The 19,371-nt window shown below is 64.7% G+C and carries 17 protein-coding genes and 1 tRNA gene; 10 read left to right on the top strand and 8 right to left on the bottom strand.

The window, feature by feature from the left end; genetic code table 11:
- Positions 1-68: 68 nt before the first annotated feature.
- The 8 genes from AB8Z38_RS24765 to AB8Z38_RS24730 all read left to right on the top strand — a co-directional run bounded on the left by AB8Z38_RS24765 (position 69) and on the right by AB8Z38_RS24730 (position 9,501).
- On the top strand, positions 69-1,253 hold the full coding sequence (locus tag AB8Z38_RS24765) for a substrate-binding domain-containing protein (protein WP_369720377.1): 1,185 nt from the start codon (positions 69-71) through the stop codon (positions 1,251-1,253).
- Positions 1,254-1,418: 165 nt separating this feature from the next.
- Entirely contained in the window at positions 1,419-2,198 is a 780-nt protein-coding gene (locus AB8Z38_RS24760) for an ABC transporter ATP-binding protein (RefSeq protein ID WP_369720376.1), read from the top strand.
- A complete protein-coding gene (locus tag AB8Z38_RS24755) occupies positions 2,195-2,917 on the top strand; it encodes an ABC transporter ATP-binding protein (protein WP_369720375.1) in 723 nt (240 codons plus the stop codon). Before AB8Z38_RS24760 ends, AB8Z38_RS24755 begins: the two co-directional genes overlap by 4 nt.
- Positions 2,914-3,924: a branched-chain amino acid ABC transporter permease gene (locus AB8Z38_RS24750; protein WP_369720374.1), complete on the top strand. Its 1,011-nt coding sequence runs from the start codon at positions 2,914-2,916 to the stop codon at positions 3,922-3,924. Before AB8Z38_RS24755 ends, AB8Z38_RS24750 begins: the two co-directional genes overlap by 4 nt.
- The gene (locus tag AB8Z38_RS24745) at positions 3,921-5,000 is read left to right on the top strand and encodes a branched-chain amino acid ABC transporter permease (RefSeq protein ID WP_369720373.1); all 1,080 of its coding nucleotides are present in this window, start codon (positions 3,921-3,923) and stop codon (positions 4,998-5,000) included. Before AB8Z38_RS24750 ends, AB8Z38_RS24745 begins: the two co-directional genes overlap by 4 nt.
- A gap of 173 nt (positions 5,001-5,173) precedes the next feature.
- Positions 5,174-8,287, top strand: a complete 3,114-nt coding sequence (locus AB8Z38_RS24740; RefSeq protein WP_369720372.1) for an EAL domain-containing protein — start codon at positions 5,174-5,176, stop codon at positions 8,285-8,287.
- Position 8,288: 1 nt separating this feature from the next.
- Entirely contained in the window at positions 8,289-9,332 is a 1,044-nt protein-coding gene (locus AB8Z38_RS24735) for a diguanylate cyclase (RefSeq protein WP_369720371.1), read from the top strand.
- A gap of 91 nt (positions 9,333-9,423) precedes the next feature.
- Positions 9,424-9,501, top strand: a tRNA-Arg gene (locus AB8Z38_RS24730).
- On the opposite strand, the gene AB8Z38_RS24725 is transcribed toward AB8Z38_RS24730, so the two are convergent.
- Both AB8Z38_RS24725 and AB8Z38_RS24720 read right to left on the bottom strand, forming a co-directional pair.
- Positions 9,471-9,959: a hypothetical protein gene (locus AB8Z38_RS24725; protein WP_369720370.1), complete on the bottom strand. Its 489-nt coding sequence runs from the start codon at positions 9,957-9,959 to the stop codon at positions 9,471-9,473. The two genes, AB8Z38_RS24730 and AB8Z38_RS24725, sit on opposite strands and share 31 nt — an antisense overlap.
- A gap of 262 nt (positions 9,960-10,221) precedes the next feature.
- Positions 10,222-11,751: an amidase gene (locus AB8Z38_RS24720; RefSeq protein ID WP_369720369.1), complete on the bottom strand. Its 1,530-nt coding sequence runs from the start codon at positions 11,749-11,751 to the stop codon at positions 10,222-10,224.
- A gap of 216 nt (positions 11,752-11,967) precedes the next feature.
- Here AB8Z38_RS24720 and AB8Z38_RS24715 point away from each other — a divergent pair, with 216 nt between their 5' ends.
- Positions 11,968-13,719, top strand: coding sequence for a winged helix-turn-helix domain-containing tetratricopeptide repeat protein (locus AB8Z38_RS24715; protein WP_369720368.1), 1,752 nt, complete (start codon positions 11,968-11,970; stop codon positions 13,717-13,719).
- Positions 13,720-14,025: 306 nt separating this feature from the next.
- Here the strand turns inward: AB8Z38_RS24715 and AB8Z38_RS24710 are convergent, their stop codons facing one another.
- The 6 genes from AB8Z38_RS24710 to AB8Z38_RS24685 form a co-directional block, all read right to left on the bottom strand.
- Positions 14,026-14,319, bottom strand: coding sequence for a hypothetical protein (locus AB8Z38_RS24710; RefSeq protein WP_369720367.1), 294 nt, complete (start codon positions 14,317-14,319; stop codon positions 14,026-14,028).
- 216 nt (positions 14,320-14,535) lie between these two features.
- On the bottom strand, positions 14,536-15,264 hold the full coding sequence (locus tag AB8Z38_RS24705) for an SDR family oxidoreductase (RefSeq protein WP_369720366.1): 729 nt from the start codon (positions 15,262-15,264) through the stop codon (positions 14,536-14,538).
- 42 nt (positions 15,265-15,306) lie between these two features.
- Positions 15,307-15,993, bottom strand: coding sequence for a DNA-3-methyladenine glycosylase I (locus AB8Z38_RS24700; RefSeq protein WP_369720365.1), 687 nt, complete (start codon positions 15,991-15,993; stop codon positions 15,307-15,309).
- A gap of 100 nt (positions 15,994-16,093) precedes the next feature.
- Positions 16,094-16,834 (bottom strand): di-trans,poly-cis-decaprenylcistransferase, encoded by a 741-nt coding sequence (locus AB8Z38_RS24695; protein ID WP_369720364.1) that lies wholly within the window; start codon positions 16,832-16,834, stop codon positions 16,094-16,096.
- 29 nt (positions 16,835-16,863) lie between these two features.
- A complete protein-coding gene (locus tag AB8Z38_RS24690) occupies positions 16,864-17,238 on the bottom strand; it encodes a transcriptional regulator (RefSeq protein WP_369720363.1) in 375 nt (124 codons plus the stop codon).
- Positions 17,225-17,842, bottom strand: coding sequence for a hypothetical protein (locus AB8Z38_RS24685; RefSeq protein WP_369720362.1), 618 nt, complete (start codon positions 17,840-17,842; stop codon positions 17,225-17,227). The genes AB8Z38_RS24690 and AB8Z38_RS24685 overlap by 14 nt, the downstream gene beginning before the upstream one ends.
- A gap of 202 nt (positions 17,843-18,044) precedes the next feature.
- On the opposite strand from AB8Z38_RS24685, the gene AB8Z38_RS24680 reads away from it, so the two are divergent.
- Entirely contained in the window at positions 18,045-19,286 is a 1,242-nt protein-coding gene (locus AB8Z38_RS24680; RefSeq protein WP_369720361.1) for a S1C family serine protease, read from the top strand.
- Positions 19,287-19,371: the final 85 nt, after the last annotated feature.

The following is a 19,371-nucleotide window of genomic DNA, read 5'->3' as shown; positions in this document are numbered from 1 at the left end:
GAATTGCAATGTTTGCACCGTTGTGCAAATCGCTGTGGACAAGGCATTTCAACAAGGAGGTATCCATCGTGCGTCGATCGCTCATTCTCACCGCAGCCATTCTCGGCTTGGCCGCGAGCAGCTCCGCGCGAGCCGACGACCTCAAGGTCGCGCTGATCTACGGCAAGACCGGTCCGTTGGAAGCCTATGCCAAGCAGACCGAGACCGGCCTGCAACTGGGCTTCGAATACGCGACCAAGGGCACCATGATGCTCGACGGCCGCAAGATCGTCGTCATCACCAAGGACGACCAGGGCAAGCCGGACCTCGCCAAGGCCGCGCTCGCCGAAGCCTATCAGGACGACAAGGTCGACATCGCGATTGGCACGACCTCGTCGGCCGCTGCACTCGCTATTCTCCCCGTCGCCGAAGAGAACAAGAAAATCCTGATCGTCGAGCCGGCGGTTGCGGACCAGATTACCGGCGAGAAGTGGAATCGCTACATTTTCCGGACCGCGCGCAACTCCTCGCAGGACGCGATCTCGAACGCGGTCGCGATCGGCAAGCAGGGCGTCACCGTGGCGACGCTGGCGCAGGACTACGCGTTCGGCCGCGACGGCGTCGCCGCCTTCAAGGAAGCGTTGGCCAAGACCGGTGCAACACTCGCGGCCGAGGAATACGCCCCGACCTCCACCACTGACTTCACCGCGGTCGGCCAGCGCCTGTTCGATGCGCTGAAGGACAAGCCCGGCCGCAAGGTGATCTGGGTGATCTGGGCTGGCGCCGGCAATCCGCTGGCCAAGCTCCAGGACATGGATCCGAAGCGCTACGGCATCGAGCTCTCGACCGGCGGCAATATCCTGCCGGCGCTCGCCGCCTATAAAGGCCTGCCGGGCATGGAAGGCGCGACGTATTACTACTACGACATCCCGAAGAACCCGGTGAACGACTGGCTGGTCGCCGAGCACCAGAAGCGTTTCAACGCGCCGCCGGACTTCTTCACCGCGGGTGGCTTTGCCGCCGCGATGTCCGTCGTCGCCGCAGTCACCAAGGCGAAGTCCACCGACACCGAGAAACTGATCACGGCGATGGAAGGCATGGAGTTCGATACGCCGAAGGGCAAGATGGTGTTCCGCAAGGAAGATCATCAGGCGCTCCAGAGCATGTATCACTTCAAGGTCAAGGTCGATCCGAACGTCGCCTGGGCCGTGCTCGAGTCCGTGCGCGAGCTGAAGATCGAGGACATGGACGTTCCGATCCGCAACAAGCGCTGATCTGTCTTCCTTCACCTCCCCCGCTTGCGGGGGAGGCCGGGAGAGGCTCTATCCTCTTGGGGGGTCTCGATTGCTGAGGCACCCTCTCCCCAGCCCCCGCAAGCGGGGGAGGGAGCGTAGCGCAATCGCGGAAGCATCTTCCTCTCATCATTTGCCAGACGCTCAATGACGCTCTCTCTCGAAACCCGCGATCTCACCATCCGCTTTGGCGGCCATGTCGCCGTTAACAACGTGTCCTGCACGTTCCGCCCCGGCGAGCTCACCGCCATCGTCGGCCCGAATGGCGCCGGCAAGACCACCTATTTCAACCTGATCTCGGGCCAGCTGCGCGCCTCCAGCGGTAGCGTCCTGTTCGACGGCACCGACATCACCCAGTATTCCGCGCCGCTGCGCACCCGCGCAGGCCTGGGGCGCGCATTCCAGCTCACCAACCTCTTCCCGAACCTGACAGTGGAGGAGAACGTGCGTCTCGCGGTGCAGGCGACTGATGGCACCCATTACGACATGCTGCGGCCCTGGATGGTGCGGCGGGACCTGATCGGCCACGCGGATGCCATTCTCGACCAGGTCGCGCTCGGCAATCGCCGCGGCATCACCGCGACCGCGCTGTCGCATGGCGACCAGCGCAAGCTCGAGGTCGCGCTGATGATCGCGCTGGAGCCGAAAGTGTTCATGTTCGACGAGCCGACCGCCGGCATGAGCATCGATGAAGTTCCGGTGGTGCTGAACCTGATCGCGCAGCTCAAGCAGGACAAGAGCAAGATCATCCTGCTCGTCGAGCACAAGATGGACGTGGTGCGTTCCCTCGCGGATCGCATCATCGTGCTGCATAACGGCCAGCTCGTCGCGGACGGCAGGCCTGCCGAAGTGATCGCCTCGCCAATCGTGCAGGAAGCCTATCTCGGCATTGCCCAGAAGACATCTGCGCCGGAGAGTGCCGCATGAGCGACCTCCTCAAGCTGTCCGGCGTGCATACGCATATCGGTCGCTATCACATCCTACAGGGCATCGATCTCGTTGTTCCGCAAGGACAGACCACGATGCTGCTCGGCCGCAACGGCGCCGGCAAGACCACCACGTTGCGCACGGTCATGGGCCTGTGGCAGGCCTCTCGCGGCGAGATCAGCCTTGCCGGCGAACGCATCGAAAGCCGCGCCACACCCGACATCGCCCGGCTTGGCGTCGGTTACGTGCCCGAGAGCATGGCCGTATTCTCCGACCTCACGGTGAAAGAGAACCTGGTGCTGGCAGCGCGCGATGGTCCGCTCGACGACGCGCAGCTGGAGTGGATTTTTGGCTTCTTTCCGGCGCTGCGCCGGTTCTGGCTGTCACGCGCCGGCAGCCTCTCGGGCGGACAGAAGCAGATGCTGTCGATCGCGCGCGCCATCGTCGAGCCGCGCAAGCTCTTGCTGATCGACGAGCCGACCAAGGGGCTGGCGCCCGCGATCGTCATGGCGCTGATCGAGTGCCTGAAGGAGATCAAGCGCAAGGGCGCGACCATCCTTTTGGTCGAACAGAATTTCTTTGCCGCCCGCGAGCTCGGCGACCATGTGCTGGTGATGGACAATGGCACCGTCGTCCATCGCGGCGAGATGGCGGCGCTGGCCGCCGACGTGCCGCTACAGGAACGGTTATTGGGCCTGAGCCTGGAGACGCATCAGTGAGCGAACTCGCCGCAAATGATCCGCTCCCGAAGCCGAAGCGCGACATCGCGCCGATCCTGCTGCCGATCGCGCTCGCGCTGGTGACGATTCCCCTGATCGGCTCGCCCAGCACCTGGCTGACGCTGACCGCCGCGAGCCTCGCGATGGGCATGATGATCTTCATCATGGCCTCCGGCCTGACGCTGGTGTTCGGCCTGATGGACGTGCTGAATTTTGGCCACGGCGCGTTCATCGCGGTCGGCGCCTATGTCGCGACATTGGTGCTGGCGCCGTTCGCAGCCTCGATGCAGATCGACTCGCTGTGGATCAACCTCGCGGTGCTGGCGCCGGCCGCGCTGCTCTCGATGGCGGTGTCCGGCGCGCTTGGCCTGATCGTCGAGCGCGTGCTGATCCTGCCGGTCTACGGCCAGCATCTGAAGCAGATCCTGATGACGACGGGCGGCCTGATCGTCGCCGAGCAGACGCTCTATGCGCTGTGGGGACCGCAGATCATCCCGACGCCGCTACCGACCTCGCTGCGCGGCTCGTTCATCCTCGGCGACGTCGCGATCGCCAAATACCGCGTGCTGGCGACGCTGATCGGCCTCGTCGTCTTCATCGCGATCCAGCTCGTGCTCAATCGCACCAAGCTTGGCCTTTTGATCCGCGCCGGCGTCGAGAACCGCGAGATGGTCGAGGCGCTCGGCTATCGCATTCGCCGGCTGTTCCTCGGCGTGTTCATGACCGGATCGGCGCTCGCCGGCCTCGGCGGCGTGATGTGGGCGCTCTATCGCGAGCAGGTCCACGCCTCCATGAGCGACGACCTCACCGTGCTGATCTTCATCGTCGTCATCATCGGCGGGCTCGGCTCGATCGGCGGCTGCTTCATCGGCGCCACCCTGGTTGCGATGGTCGCCAATTACGGCGGCTTCCTGGTGCCGAAGCTCGCCCTCGTCTCCAACATCCTGCTGATGGTCGCCATTCTGATGTGGCGGCCGCGCGGCCTCTATGCGGTGACCAGCCGATGATGATCCTGTCAGGCGATCCGCCGCGGAGCCGCGCCCTCACGCTCCTTCTCGTCGTCATCATCCTGGCGCTGGCGGCCACGCCGTTCCTGTTTCCGGGCGCCAAGGCGCTGAATGTCGCGGCCAAGATCTGCGTCTTCGCCGCGCTGGTCGCCTCCTACGATCTCCTGCTCGGCTACACCGGCTCGGTGTCGTTTGCCCACACCATGTTCTACGGCATCGGCAGCTACGCGGTCGCCATCGCGCTATATGGGATGGGGCCCAATTGGGCGGCGGTCGCAACCGGCATCGTCGTCGGGCTGCCGCTCGCGGCCTTGCTGGCGCTCGCCATCGGCCTGTTCTCGCTGCGGGTCGCCGCGATCTTCTTTGCGATGATCACGCTCGCGGTTGCGTCCGCCTTCCAGGTGCTGGCGTCGCAGCTGTCCTGGCTGACCGGCGGCGAGGACGGGCGCAGCTTTCAATTGCCGGAGCTGCTGCGGCCCGGCACGGTGCTGATCTCCAAGAACGTCTTCGGGTTCGAGATCAACGGCCGCACCCTGACTTACTATCTGGTGTTCGCCGTCTCGGCGCTGATGATCCTCGGCCTGTTGCGAGTGGTGAATTCGCCGTTCGGGCGCGTGCTGCAGGCGATCCGCGAGAACCGCTTTCGCGCCGAGGCGCTCGGCTTCCGCACCGTCTTCCACCTGACTTACGCCAACTGCCTCGCCGCGCTGGTCGCCGCCAGCGCCGGCATCCTGAACGCGTTGTGGCTGCGCTATGCCGGTCCGGACACCTCGCTCAGCTTCTCGATCATGCTGGACATCCTGTTGATGGTGGTGATCGGCGGCATGGGCACGATCTATGGTGCGATCATCGGCGCCACGATCTTCATCCTCGCGCAGAACTATCTGCAAGCGCTGATGGGCGTTGCCTCCAAGGCGGCGTCGGAAGCCGGCCTGCCGCTGCTGCCGGGATTGTTGCACCCCGACCGCTGGCTGCTGTGGCTCGGGCTGCTGTTCATTGCCAGCGTCTACTTCTTTCCGACCGGCGTGGTCGGGCGGCTGCGCAACGGCGGCGGCGACAAGCGCGCCTCGCATTAGGCGGCTATTCATGATGCGGCGCAGCGTTCGTCACGAACGCTGTGCAAGCGCGGCGCATTTCAGGCGTCGCTGCACAGGAGCCCCACAGCGTGCGGGATTAATGCTTAGGTAACTGGCTTTCCTAAGCTTTGCGCCATTTGTGCGGTGTATTCCTGTCGCTCCAGGGAGGGGGAATGCGCCAGGTCTTTGCAGGGATTACAGCCAGAATGTCCCTAGCCGTCAAGAACGGCTGGGACGCAGCCGCGCGGCGTGGCCCCGTGCTGTGGCTGACCTTGAGCGGCGCCTTGCTGGTCGCCGGTATCTTTGCCGCGACCGTCGTGACCGTCGGTGAGTTTCGCGAGCACGCGCTCGTCAATAGCGAGCGCGAGCTGGAAAACACAGTCCTGCTGCTGACCCGGCATTTCGACCAGCAATTCGAAGATTCCGAGGCCGTCGCCGCCGATGTGATCGCGCAAATGAACCTGCCGGAGATCACCTCGCCCGAGATGTTCCACGAGCGCATGTCGAGCGCAGAAGCGCGTCGCATGCTCACGAACAAGATCAGCGCCGTGAATTATCTCGGGGACATCGCGATCTACGACGCCAACGGCGACATCATCAACTGGTCGCGAAACGAACCGCTGCCGAAGATCAATATCTCGTCCCGCGCTTATTTTCAAACCTTCAGGTCCGACCCCCAGTCCGGGCCGGTGCTGCTGGAGACCGTGCGCAGCTTTCTGATCGGCAAATGGACCACCGTGGTCGCACACCGGCTGACGAACCCGGCGGGCGAACTGCTCGGCATCATGGTGCGCCGGATCGATCCCGAAAGTTACCAGAAGTTCTTCTCGTCCGTCGCGCTCGGAAAGGGCGCGGCGATCTCGCTGCTCGATCGCGACGGCACCATGCTGGCGCGTCACCCGCGGGCGGACGCGTTGATCGGCAGGAGCTACGCCAACGGACCGTTGCTGCAAGCGATCGTTGCCAAAGGTGGCCGGCAGACAGTGCGGATCGAGAACAGCCCGATCGATGGCGTAGGGCGGCTCGGCGCAGGGGCCCAGCTGGCGCATTTTCCAATTCTGATCATGGCGACCAACACCATTGATATGGCGCTGGCGGACTGGCGCGAGCAGACCAGGCTCATGGTGACCGCCGCCACGGTCTCGGCCACGATCATCGCGCTCATTCTCTGGCTGATCATCCGCCAGATCAGCCGGCAGAACCGGGATACGCAAGCGCGGATCGAATCGGAGCGGCAGCGGCTCGATACGGCCCTGAACAACATGTCGCAAGGGCTGATCCTGTACGACGCCGCCGGATACATCGTCACCTGCAACCGCCGCTATGCCGACATGTTCGGCCTGTCCAGCGACGTCATCAAGCCCGGCTGCCACATTCTTGAGGCGATGCATCACCGCAAGGAGCGCGGGGCATTCGCTGGCGACGTCAAGGCGTTTTGCGCCGACGTCATGAGGGTCGTGGCCGAAGGCACGGTCTCCACAAGGCTGCACGAGCTGCCGAACGGCCGCGCCTTCCAGGTCATCAACACCCCGCTCGCGCAGGGCGGATGGGTTGCCACCATCGAAGAGATCACCGAACGGCGTAACCTGGAGCAGGAGCGCGACCGCAACTACACGTTCCTGCGGGAGATCATCGACCACATCCCCTCGCAGATCACCGTGAAGGACGCCCGCACGCGGCAATATCTCCTGGTCAATCGGATTGCCGAGGACGCCTTGGGGAATTCGAACGAAACGATGGTAGGAAAGACGGCCGACGATATCCTGTCCAAACCGGATGCCGAGATCGTCGCTCGCGATGATGACGCCCTGCTGCAATCGCCCGATCGACTGACGCTCAAGGAGCAAACCTGGAAGACCAGGACCGAAGGTCAGCGCTATACCATCTCGAAGCGCATCGGCATCCGCGATCAGGCCGGCGAGCCGCGCTACATCATCAATGTCATCGAGGACGTCACGGAACGGCGAAAGGCCGACGAGAAGATCGCGCATATGGCGCACTATGATGCGCTGACCGACTTGCCGAACCGTACGCTGTTCCGCGAACAGATCGAACGGGAGCTGGCAAAAGTCGCCGGCGGCGAGGAGTTCGCGCTGCTCTATATCGACGTCGACGAGTTCAAGGGCATCAACGATTCGCTCGGCCACCATGTCGGCGACGAGCTCTTGAAGGCGATCGCGGGCCGCATCCGCGCCTGCCTCAAGCCGGGCGACCTAATCGCGCGGCTCGGCGGCGACGAATTCGCGGTCATCCAGACCAAAGTCGAATCCTCTACCGAGGTGCTGTCATTCGTGACCCGGATCCACGAGGCGATCCGCCGGCCCTATCACTGTCTCGGTCACCAGCTCTCGACCGACGCCAGCATCGGGATCGCGCTGGCGCCACAGGACGGCACCGATCTCGATCAGCTCATCAAGAACGCCGACCTCGCGATGTATGGCGCCAAGGCGGGCGGACGCCGTACCTATCGCTTCTTCGTGCCCGCGATGGACGCGAGCGCCAAGGCGCGCCTGACCATGGAGCAGGATCTGCGTCAGGCCATGGTGGATGGAGGCTTCGAGATCCACTACCAGCCGCTGGTCGATCTGCGCACCAACACCGTCTCCGGCTGCGAGGCGCTGCTGCGCTGGCGCCATCCCGAACGCGGCATGATCTCGCCGGCCGAATTCATTCCGGTCGCCGAGGACACCGGCCTGATCAACGAGCTCGGCGACTGGGTGCTGCGCACCGCCTGCAACGAGGCCGCGACCTGGCCGGCGCAGGTGCGGCTCGCGGTCAACGTCTCGCCGGTCCAGCTCAAATGCGACACGCTGGCGCTGAAGATCGCAGGCGCGCTCGCCAGTTCGGGCCTGGACCCGCGGCGGCTGGAGCTCGAGATCACCGAGGCCGTATTGATCCGCGACGACGAGGCGGCGCTCTCGATCCTGCACCAGCTCCGCGCCATCGGCGTGCGCATCGCGCTCGACGATTTCGGTACCGGCTATTCCTCGCTGAGCTATCTCAAGCGCTTCCCGTTCGACAAGATCAAGATCGACCGCTGCTTCGTCGCCGACATCGCGGACGCCGGCGGCGCGCCCGTCATCGTGCAAGCAGTGGTGAACATCGCCGCCGCCAGCAACATGACCACGGTTGCCGAAGGCGTCGAGACCGAAGCGCAACGCGAGATGCTGCGCGCGCTCGGCTGCACGGAGATGCAGGGCTACCTGTTCAGCGCCGCAAAGCCGGCCGCCGAGGTGCGGAAGCTGTTCGGCCCGGGCGATGGCATCCCCGTAGCGGCGGTGGCCTGACATGCCGAAGCTGGACAAGACCATCGACGTCGCGGACTCCTACGCGGTGCGGCTGATGCAGCATCTGGTGGTGCCGACCTTCGTGATCGACCCGAAACGCCGCGTCGTGATCTGGAACAGAGCCTGCGAGCGGCTGACCGGCGTTGCCGCCTCCGAGGTGCTCGGCACCACGAAGCATTGGCAGGCCTTCTACGAGACCAAGCGCCCCTGCCTCGCCGACCTCGTCGCGCTCGATCGCCCCGAGCAGCTGCCGGAGTTCTATTCGGAATATGCCGCACGCGGCCACAACGGGCTCGGCTTCAGCGCGGAGAACTGGTGCGTGATGCCGAAGCTCGGCAGCCAGCTCTATCTCGCGATCGACGCCGGCCCGATCCATGACGAGGCCGGCAATCTGATCGCGGTGGTCGAGACGCTGCGCGACCTCACCGACCAGAAGCGCGCCGAGATGGCGCTGAAGGAGCTCGCCACCAAGGACGGGCTGACCGGGCTGTCGAACCGCCGCGCGTTCGACCAGATGCTGATGACCGAATGGGCCCGCGCCCAGCGCACGCAGAAGCCGCTGGCGCTGCTGTTCGTCGATGTCGATCATTTCAAGCTGTTCAACGACCAGCACGGCCACCAGCCCGGCGACGAGTGCCTGCGGGCGGTTGCCGCCGTCGTCAGCAGGCATGCCGCGCGTCCCCTCGACCTTGCCAGCCGCTATGGCGGCGAGGAATTTGCGCTGATCCTGCCCGAGATGAGTTGCGACGAGGCCTGCGCCATCGCCGAGGAGATCCGCTGCGCCGTCATGGCCTTGAGGATCACCCATGGCGCCATCGGGGCCGGCGACCACGTCACCCTCAGTGTCGGCGTCGCCTGCCACATCCCCGGCGAAGCCGACGGCGGCCCCGACCACCTGCTCGGTTCAGCCGATCAGGCGCTCTATGCGGCCAAACGGCTCGGCCGCAACCGCGTCATCTGCGCCGAGCGGATGCTGGCCGAATTCACCGGTCTTGGCCGGGACAGCGAGCAGGTTCCGGGTCCGGCCGCGCGCAAATCGGCTTAAAGCGAGATGAGATCGCGCTTTGACTTATTGTTCGCGCATCCGGCCAGACCGGTTGCCCGCCCCGCGCCGATCGGCTAAATGAACCCTCGTTGCACCCGTAGCTCAGCTGGATAGAGCGTTGCCCTCCGAAGGCAAAGGTCACACGTTCGAGATCGTGTCGGGTGCGCCATTTCGATACAAAACTGGGCACTCCAAACCTGCCGTTTTTGCGCTCGAAGCTGCGATAAGCGCACGCTGGAGCACGCTTTTCGTCCCCATGATGCGAACTTCTTTCGCGTCCACCTCGACGCGTTGTGCCAGCGCGCGGAGATGGTCGCGGCGGTAGCCGCCCGACTCGGTCCGCATACGCTTGCGCGCGTCCTGGCGAATGATTTCAGCGCCTGCGGTGTGATGCTCGGCCCGATCGAGCGCGCCTTCGGCCCGCTCTGCGTGGGCGCGGGCCTGGTCGCGGATAGCCTTCAGCTCGGTCACACGCTCCTTGAACATCGGATCGGACACATCAGCGATTCCGTTTTCGATCGCGTCGTAGAGCCGCTTGAGTTTGGCGTCCGCTTCGCTTGCTCGCTTGCACAGTTCGGCGATGTGAGTTGCGCGGTCCTTGGATCGCTCCTCACGGCGGTCGAGCACACGCGACAGACTCCGCCGCAAGCGGCGCAAAAGCAGATGCCGGTAAGGAGCGTCAGTCCACTGACGACCCGCGGCGCTGTTGTTGCCGGGCCGCGCGTCTTGAGCATCGTCTGCACGGCCTCGAACTCCGCCGCCTCGATGATGGTCGGTACGGCCATCTCGACCACCTCGGCCTCGGGCGCGTGCCAGCCGGAGGATCAGCCGCGCGGTCTCGGCGGCGGCGCGCCATTCCAGAAAGCTCGGCGCGCGTTCTCCTTCGTCGCTAAAGCGAGATTTCGGGTGGCCTCACAAATCCCCCGTACGCGCTTTCGAGCAGTTGGGCGAAGGCAAGCGGGGTGCGGTCCTCGAACAAAGGGCCGATAATCTGCGCGCCAATGGGAAGCCCTGCCTTCGAACGGCCTACCGGCATCACCGTCGCGGGCAGGCCCGGAGGGGTTGCGACCGTCGCCCAGACAATCAGCGATGGATAGGGGTGAGTCTCGCCGTCGATATCGATCGTTCGATCCTCCATATCCGGCGTTTGGTCGTGCGGGAACGCGGTCACGGAAAACGGCGGACAGAGAACCACGTCGAATTCCCGGAACAGACCGGCCCATTGCTGGCGCAGGCGGGCCCGCGCGATTTCCGCGGCCATCCACTGGTGGTGACTAAGCAGTGGCCCGCGTGTTCGCCAAGCCTTCAGGCTGTCGTCATCCGGCTTCAGCGCCGCGACGTTCTCTCGGACCTTCGCGAAGAATTCGGGAGGCTGGCCGAACGCGGCAAAATTGCGCACCATTCGGGTATGCAGGCGAGCAGACTCTGCGAGATCCGGGACGAGCGGACTGGACCGCGCGACCTTCGCGCCGGTCGCGGCCAGCCGTCCGGCGAGTTGATCGAGTGCGGCCCGTATCTCACTTGCAACCGGCAACAGAGGATGACTATCCAGCACAAGAACGCGGAAGTCCCGTAGCGCTTCGTGCCGCGGCGCGGGAAGCGCGAGATGGTAAGCGCGCGCCTCGTATTCGTCTGGACCGGCGATCACGTCGAGCATGGTCGAAAGATCGGCGGCGGTGCGGGCCATCGGTCCGCAAACGCCAAGGCCGCTGGTCAGGTCGGTTGCCAGTGCAGGTGAACGGGGCGGCGCGTGACCGCGCTGCGGCACGAGGTTGGACGTCGGCTTGTGGCCGAAGACGCCACACAAATGCGCCGGCACCCGCAGCGAACCGCTGAAATCTGAGCCGAGCTCCAACGGCACATATCCGGCAGCCAGCGCGGCCGCCGCGCCGCCGGATGAGCCGCCAGGCGTGCGCGTAAGATCCCAGGGATTGTTGGTCGTGCCGTAAATCGGATTGAAGCTTTGCCAGTCCGCGATTGCGATGGCAAGATTGGTCTTGCCCAGGATCACTGCTCCTGCTGCCTTGAGGCGGGCGACTGCAACCGCGTCTTCAGTGGCCCGCCAGCCGCGGCCCATCGGCAAGCCCCAAGTGGTCGGCAAGCCTCCGACATTGAAGGCTTCCTTGACCGTCATCGGTATTCCGAGCAATGGCCGGCGTTCGCCGCGGGCGAGCGCGGCATCGGCTTCGCGCGCAGCCGCCTTCGCGCGGTCGAAGTCTCGCACGACCACCGCATTGATGCGGGAATCGAGGGCCTCGATCCGGCCAATCGCGTGCTCGAACAGCTCGGTTGCGGAGATCCTGCGTGCATCAAGCAGGGCCCGCAACTCGCTTACATTGGCATAGTCCAGACCTGGCTCGGAAGCGGACGAGCGCATGGCCTTTTGGCTGAATGCCGGGGTGAGCGGGGTCACGGTCATGGTCGCGACTGTGCTGGCGGCTGCCCCCAGAAGGAAACGTCGGTTCATTGTCATGGTGGCACCTCCGAGCTGATGCGGCACGCCATTCCCGCGACCCTCGATTTGGACTAGCATCAGGGTTAGTTGATCTCGGCCGCGCCGCCGTTCTGCGTCGATGGCTGAGCCTAGGCGCGTTGACGCGACGACACCCGAAAGAGTGCCGAATGAACGCCGAAATTGGCACGAAAACCGAGCCGAGCGTCGCTGGTAGCGACGAGCCGGCCCCGATTCCCCCGCGGCGCTCTTCACTTTGCCGATTTCGACATCGACCTGGAGCGCGGCGAATTGCGTGTCAGAGGCACCGTGGTTACCTTGCGGCCAAAGAGCTTTGCGCTGCTGGTATATCTCGGCCGGCGTCCCGGCCGGCTGTTGACCAAGGATGAGCTCATTGAAGCGGTTTGGCCCGATGTGGCGGTAACCGACGATTCCCTGGTTCAGTGCATTAGCGAACTGCGAGCCGCGCTTGGGGACGGCGATCAACGCCGGATCAAGACCGTGCCTCGCCGTGGTTATTTGCTGAATGAGCCGCCTGTCGACACGCCGCATGCCGACGGAACGGTCGAACGTGGTGCGGGCCCCGGCGACTCGCACGGGTCTTCGATCCGGGTGCCGTCCCCCCGCAAATCATTGTCGTGGCTGCCGACATTCGCGATCTTATGTACTGCCTCGCTTGCCGGCGCGCTCTGGTTCGGGTTTCCGCATCGCGGACAAAACGGCGCCCTCGTCAGCAAGAACACGATCACGGTTTTGCCGCTTGTCGGTGTTGGCGGTGAGAACGCCGCGGACCTCGCCGATGCCGTGACCGAAGATCTCACGATCGAAGTGTCGCGCCTGCCCGACACCCTCGTGATCGGATATCCCGTGGGGAATTCGCTGGCCGATCCCGATAGCGATGCACTGAGCGTTGGCCGCCGGTTGAACGTCACCTACGTCTTGGGCGGCAGCCTGCAGCGCCAAGGCGAAGCCGTCTCGATCGCCCTGAAACTGCAGGCGAGTGCCACCGGCGCGTTGTTGTGGTCGGGCCGGTTCGACTATGCTGAACAAGGCGGCTGGAATTGGCGCCGAGACATCACGGCGCGCATCGCCAACGAGCTGAAGGTCCGCATTGATGAGGCCGAGACACCCTTCGACAGGCCGTATGCCGGGCGTACGCTTGCCGGTATCGATCCAACGCTTCGGGGCTGGCGGCTGCTGAAGCGGATCCATACGCGAGAAGAACCGCAGCGGGCGCGCGCCCTGTTCGAGCAGGCGTTACAGATAGACCCCGGCTCCGCCTCTGCGCTGGCGGGACTTGCCCTGAGTCACATCACCGAGGTGCTGACGCGCTGGAGCAATGCGCCGGACACCCAGACGGCGCTCGCCGCGCAAGCGATCGAGCGTTCGTTGGCGCTGCAACCCAACGATCCCCGCGCAAACTACGTGCGAAGCCTGGTGTTATCCGCGCAAGGTCGGATCGACGAAGCCGACCAAGCCATTCAACGCGTGCTGTCACTCTATCCGAACCAGCCGCGGGCGCTGCAGCGGCTGGGTTTTCTGAGGCTGCAACAGGGCCGCCCGGAAGAGGTAGCCGCGCCGGTCATGCTATCGCTCCGTCTTGATCCACTCGATGCCGAACAGGTGAGCCTTGGCCACTTCACGCTGGGAATGGCCGAATTCCACCTGCATCATGACGAGGCAGCTTACGCGCACATGCGCCAGGCGACGATCAGTAGTCCGCAAAATGGCTTTGCCTGGCAATGGCTGGCGGCGATCGATGCCCTGCACGGTCGCAGTGAGCAAGCCAGGAACAATCTGATCGAGTACCAGAAGCGCATTCCCGCCCACACGGTCACCAGCCTGAAAGCATCGGAACCCTCGCGTAACGCCGCGTTCTGGCAGGAGCGCAATCGCTTCTATGAAGGTCTGAGGATGGCGGGACTGCCGGAGTAGTGGTCCCAAGCCCCCTGCCTTGGCTGCGATGGCCTGTTTCTGGCACATCTCGTCGACCGCGCGGATTGATCGAAGGGGCCGCGACGGAAGTTACCGGACCACCCTGCGAAATCGGGAAGGCGGCCGGCCGTGAGGCGAAGCGCAAGATCCCAGGCCGTCGCAGATTGGCCAACTGGAGCGCTAGGTCGGCCGCTGCATCATAGCGTCACGGCGAGGCAGTAGTGCCCATCTTCATCGGCCGTGGTGCGCCACTTTGTGGCGTGATCTTCCCAATCAGCTCCCTGACGTCCGCATGACCGCCAATCGTCAATGCTTCATCTGCTCGAACACCACGATCACGCCGGTTGGCTCGGGCTCGTGCGCCATCAGGCGGGTCAGCTCTGTGTCGCTCCAGTCGGCGAGACTGACGACCTCGCCGGTCTCGCGTTCGGCGCCGAGCGACGGGGTCGGCTCGAGCACCTTGAGCCCGCTCTCGTCGACGAAGAACGTGTGCTCGCCGAACATGCTGTTGAGCTGGGGCATGGCGGGATGCTCGTCGGGGAGCACCTGGGCGCCGAGTTGATTGACGGTCTGCTTCACCTGCGCGGATGTCAGCTTCATGGGCTTGCTCCGTTGTGTTCGTGTCGGGCTTGATCGGTCGAGCCCAAGGCGGCAGTTCCCTGCGCCTGTGAGCGTCTGGCTCAAGCTTCCGAACGGGCGCTGGGCGCAAATGTTCCTGCGGAATGTATTTCGTGATCGTGAGTTGCATCGGCCGTACTCACGGCACGCGGGCGCCACATCTCGCACATTATTGGCGTTGGCGCCGCCAGCAAGGCCCTAGAGATCGAAGTTGGTCGGCAGCATGACGACGTCGCGAATCGTCATGCCGCGCGGCCGCGTCAGCATGAACATCACGACCTCGGCCACCTCGCGGGCCTCCAGCAGGCTTCCGGAGTCCCTCGCCTCCTTCAGCTTCTCGGCCGGCCAGTCCGCGAGCAGCGCAGTGACGACCGGGCCGGGCGAGATCGATCCGACACGGATGCCGTGCTTGAAGACCTGGCGCCGCACCGTCTGCACGAAGCAGTCGATCGCCCATTTGGACGATGCGTAGACGGGCTCCCAAGGCGTCGGGAAATGGGCGGCGAGCGAGCTCGTGACAATGACGTCGCCGCTCCGTCGTTCGATCATGTGAGCAAGCGCGTCGCGCACGTTCTTCATCACGACGTTGACGTTCAGGTTCAGCATCCTGTCGATCGCGCCATGATCGGCATCGACGAGGTCGCCGCCGACATAGGCGCCGGCATTGGCGTGCAGGATGTCGAGCCGGCCGGCTCGCTCGAGGACCCGCGGCAGCAGCGTGGCGCAATCAGCCGGGTCGAGCAGATCGATCACGAGCGGGATCAAGGCATCGCCGTGCTTGTCGCGAAGCGCCGCCAATGCAGCAGCGTCGCGGTCGACCGTCACCACGCGCGCGCCTGCGGCCAGCATCGCTTCGGTGCTGGCCAACCCGATGCCCGACGCGGCCCCCGTCACGACGGCAATTTTGCCTTCCAGTTCGCCTGCCATAGCTTCCTCCCGATCGCGTGATATCAACCCCGCCGCACACCCTTACTCGCGCCTGACCTCGCCGACGGACAGCGCGCAGATGCGCGACAGATGGCTGTAGGGCAGGCCGGTCTCCCTGGCCCAGGCGTTGAACTGCGCCTGCACGTTGGCGAGATCCCCCTTGGACTTCACCTCTTCGGCGATATCGAGGCCGGCATCGCGCAGGCACGCGACGACGTCCCTGGAGGTGACGAAACCGTCCCAGCCGAGGAAGCGCAGCAGCATCTGACCGGTGTTGCCGCCCAACCGGCTGCCACGCTTGACCAGGAGATCGAGCAACCCGATCTCGTCGGACGACGGCCACTTCGCCAGGAACTTGCCGAAGCTGCCGTGCTCCTTGGCGATCGCCTGCACGAAGGCGGCATTGTCGCGCACCGACATGATCTTGGCGGCGTTGCGCACGATGCGCGTGTCCCGCAGCAGCCCTTCCCAATAATCTTCCGGTTGGAAGCTGAGCTTGGCAGGTGCGAAGCCCAGGAACGCCTCTTCAAAGCCGTCCCATTTCGTATCGATCACGCTCCAGGCAAAGCCCGCGCAAAATACCCGCCTGGTCATCTCGGCGAGGATGCGATCGTCGGCGAGCTTCGCCAGCCGCTTCGGATCGGGCTTGTCAGGCATCAGCCTGTCCAGCGCCTTGGGCCCGCCCTTGCGCTTCTCGGCGCGGGCACGAATGGTCTTGAACGAGGTCATGCGGTCACTGCGTTGAGAGGCGAAACGACATCAGAATTCGACGACCCGGTCCAGCCCTGCGACGCACCGTCACTTGCGGCCGCTTGTTCGTTGCCGCGCCTCACGCCCGCGAGAGTGCCGGGACCTCCTCGGGCATGATCGCCTGAAGACCGCCGAAGCGCCGCTCGCGGCCGTGAAAGCATGCCAGGGCTTCGGCAAGGTCGGCCGCCTCGAATTCAGGCCACATCCGCTCGGTGAAATGCAGCTCGGCATAAGCGCCTTCCCAGAGCAGGAAGTCCGACAGCCGCTTCTCGCCGCTGGTGCGGATGATCAGATCGGCATCGCGCAAACCGGGCTCGCCGGTGACGAGCTGCGAGAACGCCTCGCGGGTGAGGCTCGTGAGCGCGGCCGCCTTGGCCGCGGCGTTGAGAATGGCATCGCGCGCTGAATAGTCGACGGCGATGCGCAGGTGCAGCGTGGTGCCGTGCGCGGTTGAGTGCTCCGCACGCGCGATGGCATTGGCGATGCCGTCCGGCAGGCGGTCACGGCGGCCTATCACGGAGAGCCGCACGCCGTTCTTGACCAGGCTTTGCACCTCGTTGGCGAGATAGAAGCGCAACAGCGTCATCAGGGCTGCGACTTCGGCCTTGGGCCTGCGCCAATTGTCGGTCGAGAACGCGTACAGCGTCAGCGTGCCGATACCCTGCTTGGGAGCGGCCTCGACGATGCGGCGGATCGCCTCGACGCCGGCCTCGTGGCCACGCACGCGCGACAGGCCGCGCCGCGTTGCCCAGCGGCCATTGCCGTCCATGATGATGCCGACGTGAAGCTTCTCGTTGGGGGGCGTGATTTCACTTTGCATTGCAAAGTCTCCAGTCAAAATGGGGGAGATCAGGTTGAAACGATGCCGAGCCGTCCGGGCGACGGCGCCTCGCGGCCGGCGGCCTTGGCGGCGTCGCGCACCAGCCGCTCGAGCACCGCGAGATAGTCGAGGAAGCGGCGGCGGCCGCTCTTGGTCAGGCGGCAGCTGGTGTGCGGGCGGTTGCCCTCGTAGCCCTTGGTCAGTTCGACGAGGCCGGCCTCCTGGAGCACGGCCAGATGCCGGCTGAGATTGCCGTCGGTCAGGCCGCAGAGCTGCTTGAGATCGGCGAACGCCAGTCCCTTCGGATGGGCCATCAGCGAAGTCAGCAGCCCAAGCCTCGCCTTCTCGTGGATCACGCGGTCGAGCCCTTCGTAAGAGAAAGGCGCGCTGTCAGTCTTCGACATCATTGTCTCCGGACGCGAAATACAGAATGGCCGTCATGATCGACTGGCCGATCACGAAGGGCAGCCCCATGGTCCACGGTGACAGCGTGTGGGTTCCGCTCGCCAGCACAACCACCGCAAAGCCGGAGACGAAGTACCAGGCCCCGGCAAACGCCACGCTGCGCGGCAGCGAGCGCACGGACGCGAAAATGCCGAGCGACACCAGGATCTGCCACAGCCCCGGCAGGAGCCACAGCGTCTCGGCGGCGAACTTCCACATCACCACCGCAAGCAGCACGCCCGCCACGCCCGCAGGCAGAAATTGCTCGACAGCCTGGTGGATCATGGCGTCGGCAAGGCCGGAATGATGCCGGCGCGAGCGCGCGCGCATCTCGACCCAGATCATCAGGCCGGACAGCGCAGCGGCGATGAGCCAGCCGAGAAAGAAGCCGAGCGGCGCGCCTGTGGGATCGTCGAGCAGCCAGAATTGCAGGATCGCGGTAACAAGCGCAACCCCGCCGGTCGCAGCCATGGTCGCCGGGCCGTAACCGCGGAACGCCGTACCGGCGGCAATCTGGCTGCGGATTGCCACGATGTCGGCCAGCGCCTTGTCGAGATCACGCATCGGCAACGCCAAACCTCGCTCCACCCAAACTCTCGGACCGGCTCGCCCGGTCACTTTGTATCGCAAAGTATACCGTCTTACAAAGTAAAGGCAAGCCGGAATGTCGGCACGTGGACGTAGGCTCCAGCCCGGACAACTGCCGGTTGCGCGATGCCCGCTTGCGCAGATAAGATGGCGCCGAAGGCGTTCCCGGGGGAAAGTTATGTGGCTTAGGTCGTTTGTCATTGCGTTTCTTTTGCAGCTCGGTCTGGTCGGAGCGGCAAAAGCGGCCGGACCGTTCGGCACCGTCAATGTCGGGAACTGGATCGGCGGGGCCTTTAGCAACGATCAGACCGGCGCCTTTTCCCATTGCGCCGCGACGACGCCCTACGCGAACGGCGTCATCCTCGTCGTGAGCCAAAATTCCGCCGGCACATGGTCGCTTGCCTTTGCGAGTCCCAGCTACCGCTTCAACAAGGGCGAGAACGCCGCGATCGACGTGACCTTTGACGGGCAGGAGCAAGCCAGGCTGTTCGCCACGGCGTACCAATCCAACATGCTCACGGCCATCATGCCGCTCAATGTTGTGCGTACCTTCCAGAAGGCGAGCCTGATGGTGGCGACCGCCGGCCGCGCGGTTCTGAATTTCGATCTGACCTCGACCGGGCCGGTGATCGCCGCATTGGCAAATTGCGTGACCAAGGTGAAAGCCGACGGGCTCGACAAGGCCGGCGATTTTACCAAAGGCGCGGCGAAGCCGGTAGCCAATGCGGACAAGCCGACCACGCCGCCGCCGAGCAAGTCCTCCAAGTCCAAGAGCGGCACCGGCTTCGTGGTCAGCGCCAACGGGCACATCGTCACCAACAACCATGTGATCGACGGCTGCAGCGACCTCAAGGGCAATCTCACCGGGGAGGCCGCGATGGTGTTGCGCGTGGTGTCAAGTGACGCAAATAACGATCTCGCTTTGTTGCAGGCGCCGTCGACGGCGACATTCAAGGAGTTTGCCCGGATCCGCGATCGCTCGATCCGTTCCGGTGATTCGGTCGTGGCGATCGGTTTTCCCTACCACGGGATGCTGACGTCGGACTTCACCGTGACGACCGGAATCGTGAGCTCGCTCAGCGGCACACGCAACGATTCGCGCTTCCTGCAGATCAGCGCGCCGGTACAGCCTGGCAACAGCGGAGGCCCGCTGTTCGACACCACCGGGCAGATCGTGGGCGTGGTTACGGGAAAGCTGGACGGGCTCCGGATCGCCGCGGCAACCGGCAACATCCCCGAAAACATCAACTTCGCGATCAAGACCGGCGCGCTGCGCGACTTCCTCGACAATTCCGTGGTGCCCTATCAGACCTCCGAGCCGAAAGGCGAGCTCAAGACCACCGACATCGCCGGCAACGCCCGCGCCTATACGATGCTGATCTCGTGCAACGGAACGGAGCAGGCCGACGCCAAGCGGTAGTTGAAGCGGATTGAGGCACGCTGCCGCGCGTCCCCGCCGTCATTCCCCGCGAAGGCGGGGAATCCAGTACGCCGCGGCTTCTCGA

The sequence above is a fragment of the Bradyrhizobium sp. LLZ17 genome (assembly GCF_041200145.1).
Taxonomy (GTDB): Bacteria; Pseudomonadota; Alphaproteobacteria; order Rhizobiales; family Xanthobacteraceae; genus Bradyrhizobium.
This window is presented reverse-complemented; position numbering and strand designations above follow the sequence as displayed.